The following is a 15422-nucleotide window of genomic DNA, read 5'->3' on the forward strand; positions in this document are numbered from 1 at the left end:
CCACTGGGGCAGCATGGGCCCCATGTCCGCACTGACGCGCAACGAAGCGCAGCTCCGAGCCCAGCTCCTCGACGTCCAGCACTACGCCGTCACCCTCGACCTCACCGGCGACGACGAGACCTTCGACTCCACCACCGTCGTCCGGTTCACCGCACGCACCGCCGGGGACACCTTCATCGAGCTGAAGCCCGTCGAGCTGCGCTCGGCCACCCTCGACGGCAACCCCCTCGACCCGGCCACCCTCGCCGACGACCGCCTCCCCCTCACCGGCCTCAGCGAAGGCCCCCACGAGCTGCGCCTCGACACCCGCATGCGCTACTCGCGCACCGGCGAGGGCCTGCACCGCTTCACCGACCCCGCCGACGACCAGACGTACGTCTACAGCCAGATGTTCCTGGACGACGTCCAGCGGGTCTTCCCGGCCTTCGACCAGCCCGACCTCAAGGCCGTCTTCGAATTCACCGTCACCGCCCCCGCCCACTGGACCGTCCTCGCCAACGGCATCACCACCCGCACCGCCGCCGCCCCCGACAACAGCGGCGCAGCCATCTGGCAGTCCGCCCCCACCCCCCTCATCTCCACCTACCTCGCCGCCGTCGCCGCCGGCCCCTGGCACAGCATCCGCACCGAACACGCCGGACTGCCCTTCGGCATCCACTGCCGCCAGTCCCTCGCACCCCACATGGACGTCGACGCCGAAGAGATCCTCTCCATCACCAAGGCCTGCTACGACCGGTACCAGGAGAAGTTCACCGAGCCCTACCCCTTCGACTCCTACGACCAGGCCTTCGTACCCGAGTTCAACGCCGGCGCCATGGAGAACCCCGGACTCGTCACCTTCCGCGACGAGTTCATCTTCCGCTCCGCCGTCACCGACACCGAACGCCAGTCCCGCGCCATGGTCATCGCCCACGAGATGGCCCACATGTGGTTCGGCGACCTCGTCACCCTCGCCTGGTTCGACGACATCTGGCTCAACGAATCCTTCGCCGAATACATGGGCTACCAGACCCTCACCGAAGCCACCCGCTTCACCGACACCTGGACCGACTTCGGCGTCACCCGCAAGCCCTGGGGCTACGACGCAGACCAGCGACCCTCCACCCACCCCGTCGCCCCCGCCCCCGAAGACGTCCCCGACACCGCCTCCGCCCTCCTCAACTTCGACGGCATCTCCTACGCCAAGGGCGCCTCCGCCCTGCGCCAACTCGTCGCCTGGCTCGGCGAGAAGGACTTCCTGGCCGGCATCAACACCCACTTCGCCCGCCACAAGTTCGCCAACGCCTCCCTCGCCGACTTCATCGACTCCCTCGCCGCCCACACCGAACGCGACGTCCGGGCCTGGGCCGACATCTGGCTGCGCACCACCGGCATCGACACCCTCACCCCCCGCATCGAAGAGTCCGAGGGCCGCCCCGACACCGCCGCCGGCTGGACCCTCGCCGTCGACCGCCGCGGCAGCCGCCCCCACCACATCGCCGTCGGCGTCTACGACCGCGACCCCGTCGACGGCCGCTTCCTCGAACTGCGCGAACTCCTCGACCTCGACGTCCCCTCCGACGAGGTCATCTCCGCGGCCGGACCCCGCCCCGCCCTGCTCCTCCTCAACGACGTCGACCTCACCTACGCCAAGGTCCGCCTCGACGAAACCTCCGTCGAAACGGTCCTGCGCGGCCTCTCCGGCATCCCCGAGGCCCTCACCCGCGCCGTCGTCTGGAACTCCCTGCGGGACATGGTCCGCGACGGCGAACTCGACCCCCACGACTACCTCACGACCGCCTCCGCGCACCTGCCCGAGGAGGACGACCTGGCCATCGTCCAGGGCGTCCTCGCCTTCGCCCACACCCAGGTCGCCGTACGCTACGTCGCCCCCGAGGAGCGGACCGCCGCCCTCGCCACCCTCACCACCATCGCCCGCGACCTGCTGCGACGCACCGAGGACGGCTCCGAGCCCGGCATGCGGCTGACCGCCGTACGCACCCTCGTCGACAGCGCCACCCAGCCCGACACCATCGCCGCCTGGCTCGCCGACGACACCGTCCCCGGCGGCCCCGCACTCGACCCCGAACTGCGCTGGCGCATCCTCGGCCGCCTCGCCGTCCTCGGCGCCGTCGGGGAAGCCGAGATCGACGCCGCCCTCGCCGCCGACACCAGCGCCACCGGCCAGGAAGGCGCCGCCCGCTGCCGCGCCGCCCTCCCCACGGCCGAGGCCAAGGCCGCCGCCTGGGACCGCCTCTTCCACGACGACAGCCTGTCCAACTACCTCTTCAGCGCCACCGCCCAGGGCTTCTGGCAGCCCGAACAGGCCGAACTGCTCACGCCGTACGTCACCCGCTACTACCCGGAGGCCGTCGCCCTCGGCGCCCGCCGCGGTCCGGCCATCGGCGAGGCCGCCGGCCGCTGGGCGTTCCCCGTGTACGCCATCGACGAATCCAACCTCCGGGCCGGCCACACCTGCCTCACGAACCCGGACATCATCCCCCTCCTGCGCCGCAAGCTGGTCGACCAACTCGACGACCTAGCCCGCGCCCTCAAGGTCCGCCGCCCCTCTGCCGAGAGCTAGCCGGGACGCGGGACGCGGGGCCGGGAGCCAGGAGCCGGAGGCCCGGGGGCGGGGCCGACGATCCGGCCCCGGCCCCGGGCCGTGCCTGGTCCCGGCTCCCGACGGGGATCCGCCCCTGGCCCTTGGCCGTGCCTGGCTGCAGCTCCCGACCGAGCCCGGCCCTGGCCCTCGGCGGCCCCCGTTCCCGGCTCCAGGCAGTGCCTGGCTCCGGCCCCTGGCCGTGCCCGGCTCTGGCCCCCGGCCCCGGCCTCCGACGCGGTTCCGGCCCCGGCCGTGCCTGGCCCTCGGCCGTGCCCGATCCCGGCTCCGGGCCGAGCTCGGCACCGGCCTCCGGCCTCCGGCCGGCTCCGCCACCGCTGGGGGCTCCGGCTCCGGTACCGGTACCGGCCCTCGACCGTGCCGGGCTGCGGCCCCTGGCCGTGCCCGGTCCTGCCCTCGGCTGCCCTGGCCCAGGCCCTCGGCTGCGCCGGGCCCCGGCCTCCGACCCGGCCCCGGCCCTGGCCCTCGGCCGCGCCCGATCCTGGCCCTCGGCCGTGCCTGGCTGCTGCTCCTGGCCGCGCCCGGTCCTGGCCCCCCGGCGGCCCTGGTTCCTGGCCGAGCATGGTCCTGGCCCTCGGCTGTGCCCGGTCCCGGCCCCTGGCCGTGCCTGGCACCGGCCCCCGACACGGATCCGGCACCGGCCTCCGGCCGGCTCCGCCACCGCCGGGGGCAGCGACTCCGGTACCGGTACCGGCCCTCGGCCGTGCCGGGCTGCGGCCCCTGGCCGTGCCCGGTCCTGCCCTCGGCTGCGCCTGGCCCCGGCCTCCGACCCGGCCCCCGCCTCCGACCCGGAATCCGGCCCTGGCCCTCGGCTGCGCCTGGTCCCAGCCTCGGTAGTGCCCGGCCCTGGCCTTCGGTTGTGCCCGGCCCCGGCCCTCGGCCGCGCCCGGCACCGGCCACCGACGCGGATCCGGCCCGCTGAGCCCCCGGCAGGGGACCGGCAGGGATGCCGGCTCTCGACTCCGGACAAACCCTGGCGGTTACCCCATTCGGGTCTGATCGTTGTACCGGCCGGGTGCGGTGCCCGCCCCGCCCGCCCCGCACCCGGCCAGCCCCGGAGGACCCCGATGACCGCGCCGCCCGGCCAACGCGCAACACCCCCGCTCGCCGGAGGCCCCGACGGGCCCACCGCCCTGCGCCCCCTCCTCGACACCGTCCTCGACGCCCTCACCACCGGCGCCCACGACCGCGGCGGCCCCCTCCCCGCCGGCGGCCCCGACACCGTCACCGCCCGCGTCCACGCCGCCCTCGGCGACACCGGCGTACTCCCCGCCCACGGCACCGGCGCCCACGAAGCCCTCCGCACCCTCGTACACGCCCTCGCCGCCGGCGCCGCCGACCCCGCCGACCCCCTCTGCGCAGCCCACCTGCACTGCCCCCCGCTCGCCGTCGCCGTCGCCGCCGACCTCGCCGCCTCCGCCCTGAACCCCTCCCTCGACTCCTGGGACCAGGCCCCCGCCGCCTCCACCGTCGAAGCCCTCCTCACCCGCACGCTCGCCGCCGAGTTCTACGACACCCCCCACGCCGACGCCCTCGTCACCACCGGCGGCACCGAAGCCAACCAACTCGCCGTCCTCCTCGCCCGCGAACGCCACGGCCCCGCCCTCACCGTCCTCCACGGAGCCAACGCCCACCACTCCGTCCCCCGCGCCGCCTGGCTCCTCGGCCTGCCCACGGCCACCGAACTCCCCACCCCCACCGGCACCATCGACCCCGCCCGCCTCGCCGAAGCCCTCGCCACCACCCCCGGCCCCACCCTCGTCACCGCCACCGCCGGCACCACCGACGCAGGCCTCATCGACCCGATCCACCCCATCGCCGACCTCTGCGACCGCTACGGCGCCGACCTCCACATCGACGCCGCATACGGCGGCCTCCTCGCCCTCAGCCCCCGTCACCGCGACCGACTCGCCGGACTCGGCCGCGCCCACTCCCTCACCATCGACCTGCACAAACTCGGCTGGCAGCCCGTCGCCGCAGGCCTCCTCGCCGTCCCCGACACCGCCCTCCTGGCCCCCCTCGCCCACCAGGCCGACTACCTCAACGCCACCGACGACACCGAAGCGGGCCTACCCGACCTCCTCGGCCGCTCCCTGCGCACCACCCGCCGCCCCGACGCCCTCAAGATCGCCACCACCCTCCGCGCCCTCGGCCGCGACGGCCTCGCCGCACTCATCGACCGCACCGTCGACACCGCGCACCACCTCGCCCGACTCCTCGACGCCCACCCCGGCTTCGAACTCCACGCACCCCCCACCCTCACCACCGTCCTCTTCCGGCCCACCCACGCCGACGACGACCACCTCGCCACCCTGCGCCGCACCCTCCTGCACCAAGGCCGCGCCGTCCTCGGCCGCACCCACGCCGACGGCCGCCTCTGGCTCAAAGCCACCCTGCTCAACCCGCACACCACAGCGGGGGACCTGGACACCCTCATCTCCCTCCTGGAAGGCAGCACCCACCGATGACCGCCCAGCTCGACGCCCCCCACGACCTCGTCGGAATCGGGATCGGCCCCTTCAACCTGTCCCTCGCAGCCCTCGCCCACGGCCTGCCCCAACAAGGGATCGGCGAACTCGCCACCGCCTTCTACGACCAGCGCCACGACTTCCGCTGGCACCCCGGACTCCTCATCGAAGGAGCCACCCTCCAGGTCCCCTTCCTCGCCGACCTGGTCACCCTCGCCGACCCGGCCAGCCCCTGGAGCTTCCTCAGCTACCTCAAGCACAAGGAACGGCTCTTCCCCTTCTACTTCGCCGAGCAGTTCCACATCCACCGCGCCGAATACGACGCCTACTGCCGCTGGGTCGCCGGCCGCCTCCCCGGACTCCACTTCGGCCACCAGGTCGACGCCGTCCGCTGGAACCCCGAACGCGACCTCTTCGAAGTCGACTTCACCCAACTCGACGCCACCGGCGAAGCCGAAGCCCTCGGCCGCACCCACACCCGCAACCTCGCCCTCGGCATCGGCACCGCCCCCTACGTCCCCGAACCCCTGCGCCCCCTCGCCGACGCCCCCACCGTCCCCGTCATCCACTCCGCCGACTACCTCGACAACCGCCAGCGCATCCTCGGCGCCGAACACGTCACCGTCATCGGATCGGGCCAGTCCGGCGCCGAAGTCTTCCTCGACCTCCTCCGCGCCCGCCCCGCCGGCCGCGAACGCCTCACCTGGCTCGCCCGCACCCCCTCGTTCGCCCCCATGGAGTACTCCAAGCTCGGCCTCGAACACTTCACCCCCGACTACACCCGCTACTTCCACTCCCTCCCCGAACCCGTACGCGACCAGCTCGTCCCCACCCAATGGCAACTCCACAAGGGCATCGACGCCGACACCATCGCCGCCATCCACGCGGAGCTCTACCGCCGCACCCTCCACGGAGGCTGGCCCGACGCCGTCCTCACCCCCGGAGTCAGCGTCCGCACCGCCGGACGCGTCGCCACCACCAAGGTCGAACTCCACCTCGAGCACATCGAGCAGGGCACCCGCTCCCGCCTCACCACCGACGCCGTCATCCTCGCCACCGGATACCAGGAGCGACCGCTCAGCAGCCTCCTCGCAGGCCTCGACCCGTACCTGCGCAAGGACTCCTCCGGCCGCCCCCGCATCGACGACCGCTACCGGATGATCCTCGACCCCACCGTCACCGGCAGCATCTTCGTCCAGAACGGCGAACGCCACTCCCACGGCGTCGGCGCCCCCGACCTCGGCCTCGCCGCCTGGCGCAGCGCCGCCATCCTCAACACCCTCACCGGCAAGGAGCCCTACCCCCAGCCGGCCCGCACCGCCTTCACGACCTTCGGCCTCGAGCAGCGCGAACCCGCCCGCCCCCGCCCGGCGGGCGAACTCCGCCCCCTCGTCGACCACCCCTGAGAGGTCCTGCCGTCAGGTGATCGAGACCCCGCCCCCACGCCCCGGGGCCGCCCCCGAGGGGCGGGAACATTACCGGTACAACTATCCCCACCGGTCGAACGTCTCTTCTGTCGAAGAAACGTTTCCAGGGGGTTTTGTCTGTGAAGTTTTCCCGGATCGCCGCAGCCGTGACCACTGCTGCCCTTGCTCCGGCCGTCCTCATCGCGTCACCGGCGTTCGCCGCCGGCACCGACGCCCCGGCCGTCGGCAACCAGCCGGCACCGACCACGCCCGACCAGGCCGTGCCCGACCAAGCCGTGCCCGACCGGACCGTGCCCAACCAAGCCGTGCCCAACCAGGCCGAAGAGGACCGCAAGACCATCCTCGCGATCATCGCCCACCCGATGGCCAGCGAGTTCATGAAGGAAGCCGGCCGCAAGGCCATCGCCGACGGCCCGAAGGCCATGCGCAAGTTCATCGAAGTCGACCAGCACGACATCCGCATGGACGACTACCGCATCGCGATCCTCCGCCTCCTCCCGGACGCAGGACCCGGCCTGAAGGCAGGCATCAACAAGGTCCTCAGCAGCGGCGACGACATCGAAAAGCTGCGCCACTTCTACGACGTCACCCAGCACGAACTGCGCGGCGACGACAACAACAAGGTCGAAATCTCCCGGCTGATCGACACCGGCGGCACCGCCGTCAAGGAAGCCGGCAACAAGGCCCTGCAGGGCACCCCCGCCGACCGCGCGGAGTTCCTGAAGACCGGCCGCCACCTCGCCCAGGCCCAGGACGACCTGGTCGAACTGGCCCGCATCGACGAAGGCTGGGACGGCCCGGTCCTCAGCGAGGCCATCACCAAGCTGATGAACGGCTCGCCCACCCCGGCCGAGCTGCGCCACTTCCTGGAAGTGACCCAGCACGAGCTGCGCGACCAGGACAACCGCGTCGCCATCGCCCGGACCATCGACGGCGGCGGCCCCGAACTCATCAAGGCGGGCCGCGCCGCACTCGCCGGCACCCCCGCCGACCGGACCCAGTTCCTCAAGACGGGCCAGCACGAGGCCCGCGCCAAGGACCAGGCCGCCAAGGACCAGGCAGCCAAGGACAAGGACAAGCCCGCCACCGGCAAGGACGGCGACGGCAAGGTCAACGACGACAAGGGCAACGGCACCGGCACGGGCACCGGAGGCACGACCACCAGCTCCGGCAACACCACCGTCACCGCCCAGGGCCACACCAGCGCCCCCCTCGCCACCACCGGCGCGGGCGACCACACCACCCTGATCGCCGGGGGCGCGGGCACCGCGCTCGTCGCCGGCGCAGGACTGCTCCTCGCCGCCCGGATGCGCCGCGCCGGCGCAGAAGGCTGACCGGAGCCGCACCAGAAGCGGGATGGCCGGCCGCAGCACACCACGGCCGGCCACCCCGCCCCGCCCCGACTAGAACACCGCGACCCCGGCCCGCGTCAGACGCCAGTCCACCGAAGCGAACTGCGCCGGATCGACGGTCCCCTTCGCCTTCACCCACTGGATGATCGTGTTGCGGATCTCGTCCGAGTTCGCCCACACCTGCTTCGCCTGCGGAACGTGCGGGAAGTTACCGCCACCCGAAGCCCGGTAGTTGTTCACCGCCAGCACGAACTGCGCCGCCGGATCCACCGGCTTCCCCTGGAACGACAACCCCGTGATCCGCGAACCCACCGGCTGCGCGATGTCGATGTCGTACACCAGCCCGTACACCGCGTCGTAGTTGTAGTCCGGGACGCCCTCGGCGTTCGTCAGCTTCGCCGGATCCACCGGAGCACCCGGCGCCGTCTGCACGTAGTACCGCGCCGAGTACTCCAGATAGTCCTTCACCTGCGCACCCGTCAGCAGCCGCGCCTCCATCGTGTTCTCGAACGGATACAGACCCGCCGCATCCTTGATCGTCACCTGACCCGACGGGATCGCCGCCGTCCGCGAGAAGCACGACGCCTGCGACAACACCGGCAGCGCCGCCCACTGCGAACCGGCCAGCGCCCCCTTCACCGTCTCCGCCTGCACGTGGTTGATCAGATCGATGATCGCGACGTCCTTGACCGGCCCCTCCGCCGACGACATCGCCTGCGTCGACGTACCGATCACCTGGTTCACGTACGCCACGACCTTGCGGTGCTCGTCCGACAGCAACCCCGTGATCTTCGGGTCCTCCGCCACCGTGTTCGAGTTCAGCACCTTCGCCGCGACCTTCGCCACCGACCAACGGCCCTTCACCCACGTCAGCTCGAAGTCGAACAACGTCAGCCGCTGCCCCCACTTCAGCGGCTCCGACAGCACCACGTCCTTGCCGGTCGCCTTGTTCTTCACCCGGTACTCCGGGATCTCCGTGTGCGCGTGCCCCACCAGGATCGCGTCGATCCCCGGCACCTGCTCGGCCACCAGCGCCGCCGCGTTCTCGACGTACGGCAACTGGTCACCGTACGACGACGTACCGCTCGACCCCGAGTGCGCCGACACGATCACCACGTCCGCACCCATCGACCGCAGCTTCGGCACGTACTTCGCCGCCTGCTCCTCCAGCCCCGGGAACGTCATCTTCCCCTGCACGTTCGCCTTGTCCCACAACGCGATCCCCGGGTTCGTCAGCCCCAGCACCGCCACCTTCACGTCCCGCCCGCACGGCGTGCGCAACTTGTGCATGCTGTACGGCGCGAACGCCGGCCGCAGCGTCTTCGCATCCAGCGCGTTCGCCCCCAGCAGCGGGAAACGACACTGCTCCTCGAACTTCCGCAGCACCGGTATGCCGTAATTGAACTCGTGGTTCCCGAGCGCCGCCGCGTCATAACCGATCGCGTTCATCGCCTGCGCCATCGGGTGCACCGGACCCCGCCGTGCGGTGATCGGATCCACCTTCGCGTAGTAGTACGAAAGCTGCGTACCCTGGATCGTGTCACCCGCGTCGATCAGCAGCGTGTTGCGCCGCCCCTTCTCCGCCCGCACCTGCTCCACCAACGTCGAAATCTTCGCCAGACCGACGTCGTTGTGCGCCTTGTCGTCGAACTCCTTGTCCGTGAAGTAGTCCCAGTTGAAGACGTTCCCGTGCAAGTCGGTCGTACCCATCACCGTGAACGCGTACGTCCGCGCACCGGACCCGGACCCGGACCCCTGCACCTCCTGAACGGCCGCCGCGGCCGGGGAGCTCGTGGCCCCCGCCAACGCCACGGCCGCACCCGTCGCCGCCGTGCTACCCAGGAAAGTCCTACGGTCGAACGCCATGCCATCTCCCTTTTGAGGCCTGAACAACGCGCGTAGATTCTGACCCACCAGTAACAAGCCGCAACACCCCCACCAGGTTTCGATCCGATGACCGCACCCGAACGAGCGACAGTGCGACAGTGAAACCATGACCCAGGACGCATCGCACCAGCCCTACGGAACCCCCGAAGTACCCCGCGTAGCAGTCCGCGGCGAAGCCCGCATCGAAGTCGACCCCGAGATCGCCCGCATCGGAATCACCGTCAGCGCCCGCGGCACCGACCGCCGCACCGCACTCGACGACCTCACCCGCCGCAACAACGCCGCCCTCGACCTCATCAAGAGCTACGGCGACCCCGTCGAAAAGCTCGAAACCGGCACCTTCTCCATCACGCCCGAACTCACCCGCCACGGCCGCGCCGAACGCATCCGCGCCTACCACGGCCGCGTCCACATCACCGCCGAACTCAGCGACTTCACCACCCTCGGCGAACTCACCACCCGCCTCGCCGACCTCGAACTCACCCAGATCGACGGCCCCTGGTGGGCCCTGCGCCCCACCTCACCCGCCCACGGCCAAGCCCGCCGCCAAGCCGTGCTCGAAGCCGTTCAACGCGCCCGCGAATACGCCGAAGCCCTCGGTGCGAACCTCGCCGCCCTCGTCGAACTCGCCGACCTCGGCGCCGAGAACGCCGCCCCCTTCGCCGCCGCCCCCGGCGGCGGCATGCGCACCATGGCCTTCAGCGCCGCCGAAGACGCCGGCCCCCCGCCCCTCGACCTCGAACCCCAGCGCCAGACCGTCTACGCACAGGTGAACGCCCGCTTCACCATGACCCCTCCGCAACTCTGAAGAACCCACAAATGTCACCCGTGGGGGTGCTCATCAGAGCACCTCCATGCACATTCAACACTTGTCAACAACCTTTTGCCCAACGGTTGTTGATTGGACACCCGGAAGCGATTACCTACCCGCAGGTAGGGGAATACGCTCGCCTCATGCGCCGAGCGAAAATCGTATGTACCCTGGGCCCCGCAACCGACTCATACGACCAGATCAAAGCACTGGTCGAAGCCGGAATGGACATCGCCCGACTCAACCTCAGCCACGGCACCACCGCCGAACACGAGGAGCGCTACCAGCGCGTACGCAAGGCCTCCGACGAGACCGGCCGCAGCGTCGGCATCCTCGCCGACCTTCAAGGCCCGAAGATCCGACTCGGCCGCTTCCACGAAGGCCCCGTACTCCTTGAACGCGGCGACGAATTCACCATCACCGTCGAAGACCACCAAGGCGACCGCCACACCTGCGGCACCACCTACAAAGGCCTCGCCACCGACGTCACCACCGGCGAACTCATCCTCGTCGACGACGGCCGCGTCACCCTCGAAGTCACCGCAGTCGACGGCCCGCGCGTCCACACCCGCGTCATCGAAGGCGGCATGGTCTCCGACCACAAAGGCCTCAACCTCCCCGGCGTAGCCGTCTCCGTCCCGGCCCTCTCCGAAAAGGACATCGAAGACCTCCGCTGGGCCCTGCGCACCGGCGCCGACGTCATCGCCCTCTCCTTCGTCCGCAGCGGCCGCGACATCGAAGACGTCCACCGCATCATGGACGAAGAAGGCCGACGCCTCCCCGTCATCGCCAAGATCGAAAAGCCTCAAGCCGTCGAAAACATCGACGACATCGTCGCCGCCTTCGACGGCATCATGGTCGCCCGCGGCGACCTCGGCGTCGAAATGCCCCTCGAACAAGTCCCCATCGTCCAAAAGCGCGCCATCAAACTCGCCAAGCGCAACGCCAAACCCGTCATCGTCGCCACCCAAATGCTCGACTCGATGATCGACAACTCCCGCCCCACCCGCGCCGAAGCCAGCGACGTCGCCAACGCCATCATCGACGGCACCGACGCCGTCATGCTCTCCGGCGAAACCAGCGTCGGCAAATACCCCATCGAAACCGTCCGCACCATGTCCCGCATCGTCGAAGCCGCCGAAGAAGACATCCTCGCCAAGGGCCTCCCCCCGCTCACCGACCGCAACAAACCCCGCACCCAAGGCGGAGCCGTCGCCCGCGCAGCCGCCGAAATGGGCGACTTCCTCGACGCCAAATTCCTCGTCGCCTTCACCCAGAGCGGCGACACCGTCCGCCGACTTTCCCGCTACCGCTCACCCATCCCCCTCCTCGCCTTCACCCCCGACCCCGCCACCCGCTCCCAACTCAACCTCACCTGGGGCGTCGAAACCTTCCTCGGCCCCCACGTCGGCTCCACCGACGCCATGGTCGCCCAGGTCGAAGAAGAACTCCTGCGCATCGGCCGCTGCGTACCCGGCGACACCGTCGTCATCACCGCCGGCTCACCCCCCGGCGTCACCGGCTCCACCAACCTCGTCCGCATCCACCACATCGGCGACGCGGTCCACTGACGCACGCACCACACCGCGTCGGGCGCCGCGCCCGACGCGGTCACCCGCACTACCAGCCGAACCGCCGATCCACCACGGCCGCGAACTCCTCGAACGACAACACCGCGTCCCCGTCCGCATCAGCCTCATCGAACAACGCAGACGACGCCTCCGCATCCCCCACACCCCAGAACGGCAGATCCCCCCGCGCCGCCAGAGCCGGCCCCTTCGACCGCAGAGCCGAGATCACCTCCGCCCGCGCCAGCTCCCCGTCCTCATCCAGGTCGAGCGCACCGAACAACCGCCGGGCCTTCTCACTCATCGCGCACTCCCTCGTCGGACCAGCACGACCATCGCTTGACCTCAACCAAACCTGAGGTCATACGGTCGCCACATGACCACCAAGGAATACACACAGCAGCAGCTTGCCGCCCAGCCCATCGGCTACTGGACCCGCGAAGCCGCACACCTCGTCATCGGCGGCCTCCGCACCGCCCTCGCCGAGGAACACCTCACCCAACCCCACTGGTGGACCCTGAACCACATAGCCGGCGCCCCCGGCACATGGACCCGCAAGGCCCTCACCGCGAAGCTCGCCCCCTTCGACGACCAGCACACCGACTTCGAGGCCCTCTACGCCGACCTCACCACCCGCGGCTGGCTCACCGAAGCCGACGACCACCTCACCCTCACCGAAGCCGGAGAAGCCGGCCGCCGCCGCGCCCACGACCGCAACGCGAAGGTCCACGCAGCGATGCGGGTCGGCATCGACGACGCCGCATACGCGGCCACGATCGACACCCTCCGCCGCCTGGTCGCCAACCTCGGCGGAAACGGCGACCTCCCCGCCTAGGACACGCACCTCACCCGTCGAAGCGGGACCAGCGAAACCCGTGCGCCAGCAGCGGCGTGAGGGCCGCACGGTGCAGAGCGCCGAAACACGCGACCGCCTCGTCCTCATCAGCACTGATCACGGCCAGCAAGCCCGGAGCCACGAAGAACCTTTCGGCCGAGTAGGTCGGGAGGAACGGACCCAAGGGCACCGGACGCAACACGCTCCACAACCCGTCGACGCTCACGACCGGCATGCAGAAGGTCGCCGAGCGGCCCGGCAGCACGATCGGGCCGCCTCAGCACGGGATCGTGGAACCGGTGGATCGCCGGACGCAGGCGGGCCAGTCGGTGGAAGGAAGCCAACGCCTCCGGCAGGTCACCCGGTTCCACCGTCGACCCCGCCTCGTCGGCCTCACCCTCGCCCTCGGCAGGGAACCAGCCGACGACGAACGACTCCAGGGCCCGGACCGGACCCCCTCCACGTCGTCCACCCGGTCCACCACCGGCACCGGCCCGGGCGCCGGAACCGGCCGGACGGCGTCCAACATCCCGCGGCTCATCGGAGCGGCAGGTGGCCCTGCTCCAAGCGGGCGAAGACATGGACGGGCGGGGAGTCATGGAAGTCGAACCGCGAGTGGAGCTCCGGAACCCTGTCCCCGCGGAGCAGCACCTGGGTGGAATCCTGCACCCCGCTGGCCCCGGGATCGTCCCCGGGCGCGACCACGACCACGGTCGCCTCCGGCCCCACCCCGATCAACGCCGGACCCATCTCGAACCGCCGAACCGGAACCCCCGCCACGGACAGCGCCGCCGCCTCGGTGACCAGGGGCGGAAGCACGTACGACATGCGGCCACCCTCTCCAGCCGACACCCAGGGCCAATCCGGCCCGCCCCGGACCTACTAGTCGCCGGTCGTACCGTCGAGCATCTCGCGCAGGATGTCCAAGTGACCGTTGTGGCGGGCCGTCTCCTCCGTGAGGTGAAGGAGGATCCAGCGCAGGTCAACGTGGAGGCCGTCACGGACCGCCCGCTGCGCCCGGTCCTCCAGGCCGCTCCGGGCGACCAGCTCGCGGTATCCGGCGCTCTGTTCTGCGTACTCGTCGAGCAACTGCGCGAGCGGGAAGTCGACGGCGATGCGCATCTCGCGGTCGGGGTCCTCGTCCCTCCAGGGGCCCTGGTCCTCCTCGCCGAGGAAGACCACCTGGAACCAGTAGTGCTCGACCCAGCGGAGGTGGTTGATCAAACCGCTCATCGTCATCAGCGGTGAGCCCGGCAGGAGCGCCTTGCGGGCGTTCTCCGCGGAGACGCCGTCGCACTTGGCGCGGGCGGTGTCACGGGCGTAGTCGAGGAACGTGGTGAGCTGGGTGCGCTCGTCCCACGCGGGCGGCGTGTCGTCGATTCTGGTCATCGCGCGAAGCGTCCCCGATGACCACGACCGGTGTCGAGGCGTTTTCCCGACCGGCCTGGTCCGCCGGGCGGGCCCTCGCTAGTGCTTCGGCCCGATGTGGGCGTCCATGAGGGCGACGGAGTCCTTCCGCGCGACGGACACGTTGAACGGATCGCTGCCCCGGGCCAGCACGGTCCACTGGACCCCGACCTTGGTGAGCGTGTCGGTACAGAGCTTCCGGATGTCGTCCGACTTGTTGGTGAAGAAGTACCGCGGGTACTCGTAGCGCTTGTCGTTGCGGACGGTCCAGTTGGTGATCCGACACCCGTCGGAGTGGATCAGCCCCCGCAGGAAGTCCCACGGATGGGCGTCCACGATCTCCTGCTGCCAGCCCTCAAGGATGATCCGCCGCTCGTGCTTCTTCCCGGGCCCGTGCTGCGGGAACAGGCATGTCCAGTGGGTTGAGTGGGACTGCACCTCGACGCATCCCTGTCGCTGCCGACGGCTTACGCGAGGCATCCGCATCACGAGGTGCATGGCTTCCTCGGCGGCGTCGATGAGGCCGGCCCAAGTGGCGTCGCAGAAGATGGAGAGGTGGTGCTGCTTGTACTTCGAGATGATGTGGCCGTCGCCGAGATAGAGGCCGAGGAGATAGGCGTAGACGGGTCGTTCGAAGTCAAGGCCGGTGCACCTCGGGCAGTCGGTGGGCGGCTCATAGGTCTCGCCGCGGTGCTTCCGGTCCTGGTACCGCCACCAGCCGACAGTGCCGCGGGGCACGCCGAGGTTTTCGGCCACGTCTCGATTGGTCACGCCTCGGCGTAACAGTAGAACTGCTTCTTCGCGTATCGCGGGATTGTGCTCCACGAAGCAGGAGCATCGCTGCTAATCGTCCGGTTGGTCGTGATTCGAAGCTTCGTTCACCGTGACGAGTGAAGATCGCAAAATTGGCTCGGCGACCTTGAAATAGAAGGAGAAGTGCCCCGAGTCGGATTCGAACCGACGCTGAATGGGTTTTGAATCCATCGCCTCTACCGCTGGGCTACCGGGGCTCCTTCGAAACGAAGGATACCTAAGACCCTCCGTGTCACAAACATACAGGAGCTA

13 protein-coding genes and 1 tRNA gene are annotated in these 15422 nt (G+C 70.4%); 7 read left to right on the plus strand and 7 right to left on the minus strand.

The genetic code is table 11. The features are described 5' to 3' along the window. The first annotated feature begins 22 nt into the window (after nucleotides 1-22). From pepN to OG386_RS31500, 4 genes are all read left to right on the plus strand, one after another. On the plus strand, nucleotides 23-2563 hold the full coding sequence (gene pepN / locus OG386_RS31485) for an aminopeptidase N (RefSeq protein ID WP_328790909.1): 2541 nt from the start codon (nucleotides 23-25) through the stop codon (nucleotides 2561-2563). A gap of 1106 nt (nucleotides 2564-3669) precedes the next feature. Next, nucleotides 3670-5070: a pyridoxal phosphate-dependent decarboxylase family protein gene (locus OG386_RS31490; protein ID WP_328790910.1), complete on the plus strand. Its 1401-nt coding sequence runs from the start codon at nucleotides 3670-3672 to the stop codon at nucleotides 5068-5070. Next, complete coding sequence (locus tag OG386_RS31495) at nucleotides 5067-6476, plus strand: lysine N(6)-hydroxylase/L-ornithine N(5)-oxygenase family protein (RefSeq protein ID WP_328790911.1); 1410 nt, start codon at nucleotides 5067-5069, stop codon at nucleotides 6474-6476. Before OG386_RS31490 ends, OG386_RS31495 begins: the two co-directional genes overlap by 4 nt. A gap of 140 nt (nucleotides 6477-6616) precedes the next feature. After that, the gene (locus OG386_RS31500) at nucleotides 6617-7831 is read left to right on the plus strand and encodes an ALF repeat-containing protein (RefSeq protein ID WP_328790913.1); all 1215 of its coding nucleotides are present in this window, start codon (nucleotides 6617-6619) and stop codon (nucleotides 7829-7831) included. 69 nt (nucleotides 7832-7900) lie between these two features. On the opposite strand, the gene OG386_RS31505 is transcribed toward OG386_RS31500, so the two are convergent. Beyond that, a complete protein-coding gene (locus OG386_RS31505) occupies nucleotides 7901-9715 on the minus strand; it encodes a bifunctional metallophosphatase/5'-nucleotidase (RefSeq protein WP_328793432.1) in 1815 nt (604 codons plus the stop codon). A gap of 127 nt (nucleotides 9716-9842) precedes the next feature. Here OG386_RS31505 and OG386_RS31510 point away from each other — a divergent pair, with 127 nt between their 5' ends. Together OG386_RS31510 and pyk are read left to right on the plus strand one after the other, a co-directional pair. Continuing rightward, entirely contained in the window at nucleotides 9843-10544 is a 702-nt protein-coding gene (locus OG386_RS31510; protein ID WP_328790914.1) for an SIMPL domain-containing protein, read from the plus strand. A 146-nt stretch (nucleotides 10545-10690) separates the two neighbouring features. After that, on the plus strand, nucleotides 10691-12118 hold the full coding sequence (gene pyk, locus OG386_RS31515) for a pyruvate kinase (protein ID WP_328790915.1): 1428 nt from the start codon (nucleotides 10691-10693) through the stop codon (nucleotides 12116-12118). A gap of 49 nt (nucleotides 12119-12167) precedes the next feature. Here pyk and OG386_RS31520 read toward each other — a convergent pair whose 3' ends face one another. Next, nucleotides 12168-12419: an EF-hand domain-containing protein gene (locus OG386_RS31520; RefSeq protein WP_328790916.1), complete on the minus strand. Its 252-nt coding sequence runs from the start codon at nucleotides 12417-12419 to the stop codon at nucleotides 12168-12170. A 72-nt stretch (nucleotides 12420-12491) separates the two neighbouring features. Here OG386_RS31520 and OG386_RS31525 point away from each other — a divergent pair, with 72 nt between their 5' ends. Continuing rightward, on the plus strand, nucleotides 12492-12950 hold the full coding sequence (locus tag OG386_RS31525) for a MarR family transcriptional regulator (protein ID WP_328790917.1): 459 nt from the start codon (nucleotides 12492-12494) through the stop codon (nucleotides 12948-12950). A 10-nt stretch (nucleotides 12951-12960) separates the two neighbouring features. On the opposite strand, the gene OG386_RS31530 is transcribed toward OG386_RS31525, so the two are convergent. The 5 genes from OG386_RS31530 to OG386_RS31550 all read right to left on the minus strand — a co-directional run bounded on the left by OG386_RS31530 (nucleotide 12961) and on the right by OG386_RS31550 (nucleotide 15367). Next, nucleotides 12961-13215 carry a hypothetical protein gene (locus OG386_RS31530; protein ID WP_328790918.1) on the minus strand — a complete coding sequence of 85 codons (255 nt, stop codon included), beginning with the start codon at nucleotides 13213-13215 and terminating at the stop codon, nucleotides 12961-12963. Between the two features lie 272 nt (nucleotides 13216-13487). Then, the gene (locus tag OG386_RS31535; RefSeq protein ID WP_328790919.1) at nucleotides 13488-13778 is read right to left on the minus strand and encodes a hypothetical protein; all 291 of its coding nucleotides are present in this window, start codon (nucleotides 13776-13778) and stop codon (nucleotides 13488-13490) included. A gap of 54 nt (nucleotides 13779-13832) precedes the next feature. Then, nucleotides 13833-14339 carry a DinB family protein gene (locus OG386_RS31540; protein WP_328790920.1) on the minus strand — a complete coding sequence of 169 codons (507 nt, stop codon included), beginning with the start codon at nucleotides 14337-14339 and terminating at the stop codon, nucleotides 13833-13835. A gap of 78 nt (nucleotides 14340-14417) precedes the next feature. Further along, complete coding sequence (locus tag OG386_RS31545) at nucleotides 14418-15182, minus strand: helix-turn-helix domain-containing protein (protein WP_443053229.1); 765 nt, start codon at nucleotides 15180-15182, stop codon at nucleotides 14418-14420. 112 nt (nucleotides 15183-15294) lie between these two features. Further along, nucleotides 15295-15367 (minus strand) — tRNA-Leu (locus OG386_RS31550). Between the last annotated feature and the right edge of the window lie 55 nt (nucleotides 15368-15422).

The sequence above is a fragment of the Streptomyces sp. NBC_00273 genome (genome assembly GCF_036178145.1).
In the GTDB taxonomy this organism is placed as follows: Bacteria; Actinomycetota; Actinomycetes; order Streptomycetales; family Streptomycetaceae; genus Streptomyces.

What these genes read in the sequence shown, in the direction of transcription:
- pyk (WP_328790915.1), top strand. Translation starts at nt 10,691, where the DNA reads ATGCGCCGAGCGAAAATCGTATGTACCCTGGGCCCCGCAACCGACTCA.
- OG386_RS31510 (WP_328790914.1), top strand. Translation starts at nt 9,843, where the DNA reads ATGACCCAGGACGCATCGCACCAGCCCTACGGAACCCCCGAAGTACCC.
- OG386_RS31505 (WP_328793432.1), bottom strand. Translation starts at nt 9,715, where the DNA reads ATGGCGTTCGACCGTAGGACTTTCCTGGGTAGCACGGCGGCGACGGGT.
- OG386_RS31490 (WP_328790910.1), top strand. Translation starts at nt 3,670, where the DNA reads ATGACCGCGCCGCCCGGCCAACGCGCAACACCCCCGCTCGCCGGAGGC.
- OG386_RS31535 (WP_328790919.1), bottom strand. Translation starts at nt 13,778, where the DNA reads ATGTCGTACGTGCTTCCGCCCCTGGTCACCGAGGCGGCGGCGCTGTCC.
- OG386_RS31540 (WP_328790920.1), bottom strand. Translation starts at nt 14,339, where the DNA reads ATGACCAGAATCGACGACACGCCGCCCGCGTGGGACGAGCGCACCCAG.
- OG386_RS31525 (WP_328790917.1), top strand. Translation starts at nt 12,492, where the DNA reads ATGACCACCAAGGAATACACACAGCAGCAGCTTGCCGCCCAGCCCATC.
- OG386_RS31520 (WP_328790916.1), bottom strand. Translation starts at nt 12,419, where the DNA reads ATGAGTGAGAAGGCCCGGCGGTTGTTCGGTGCGCTCGACCTGGATGAG.
- pepN (WP_328790909.1), top strand. Translation starts at nt 23, where the DNA reads ATGTCCGCACTGACGCGCAACGAAGCGCAGCTCCGAGCCCAGCTCCTC.
- OG386_RS31495 (WP_328790911.1), top strand. Translation starts at nt 5,067, where the DNA reads ATGACCGCCCAGCTCGACGCCCCCCACGACCTCGTCGGAATCGGGATC.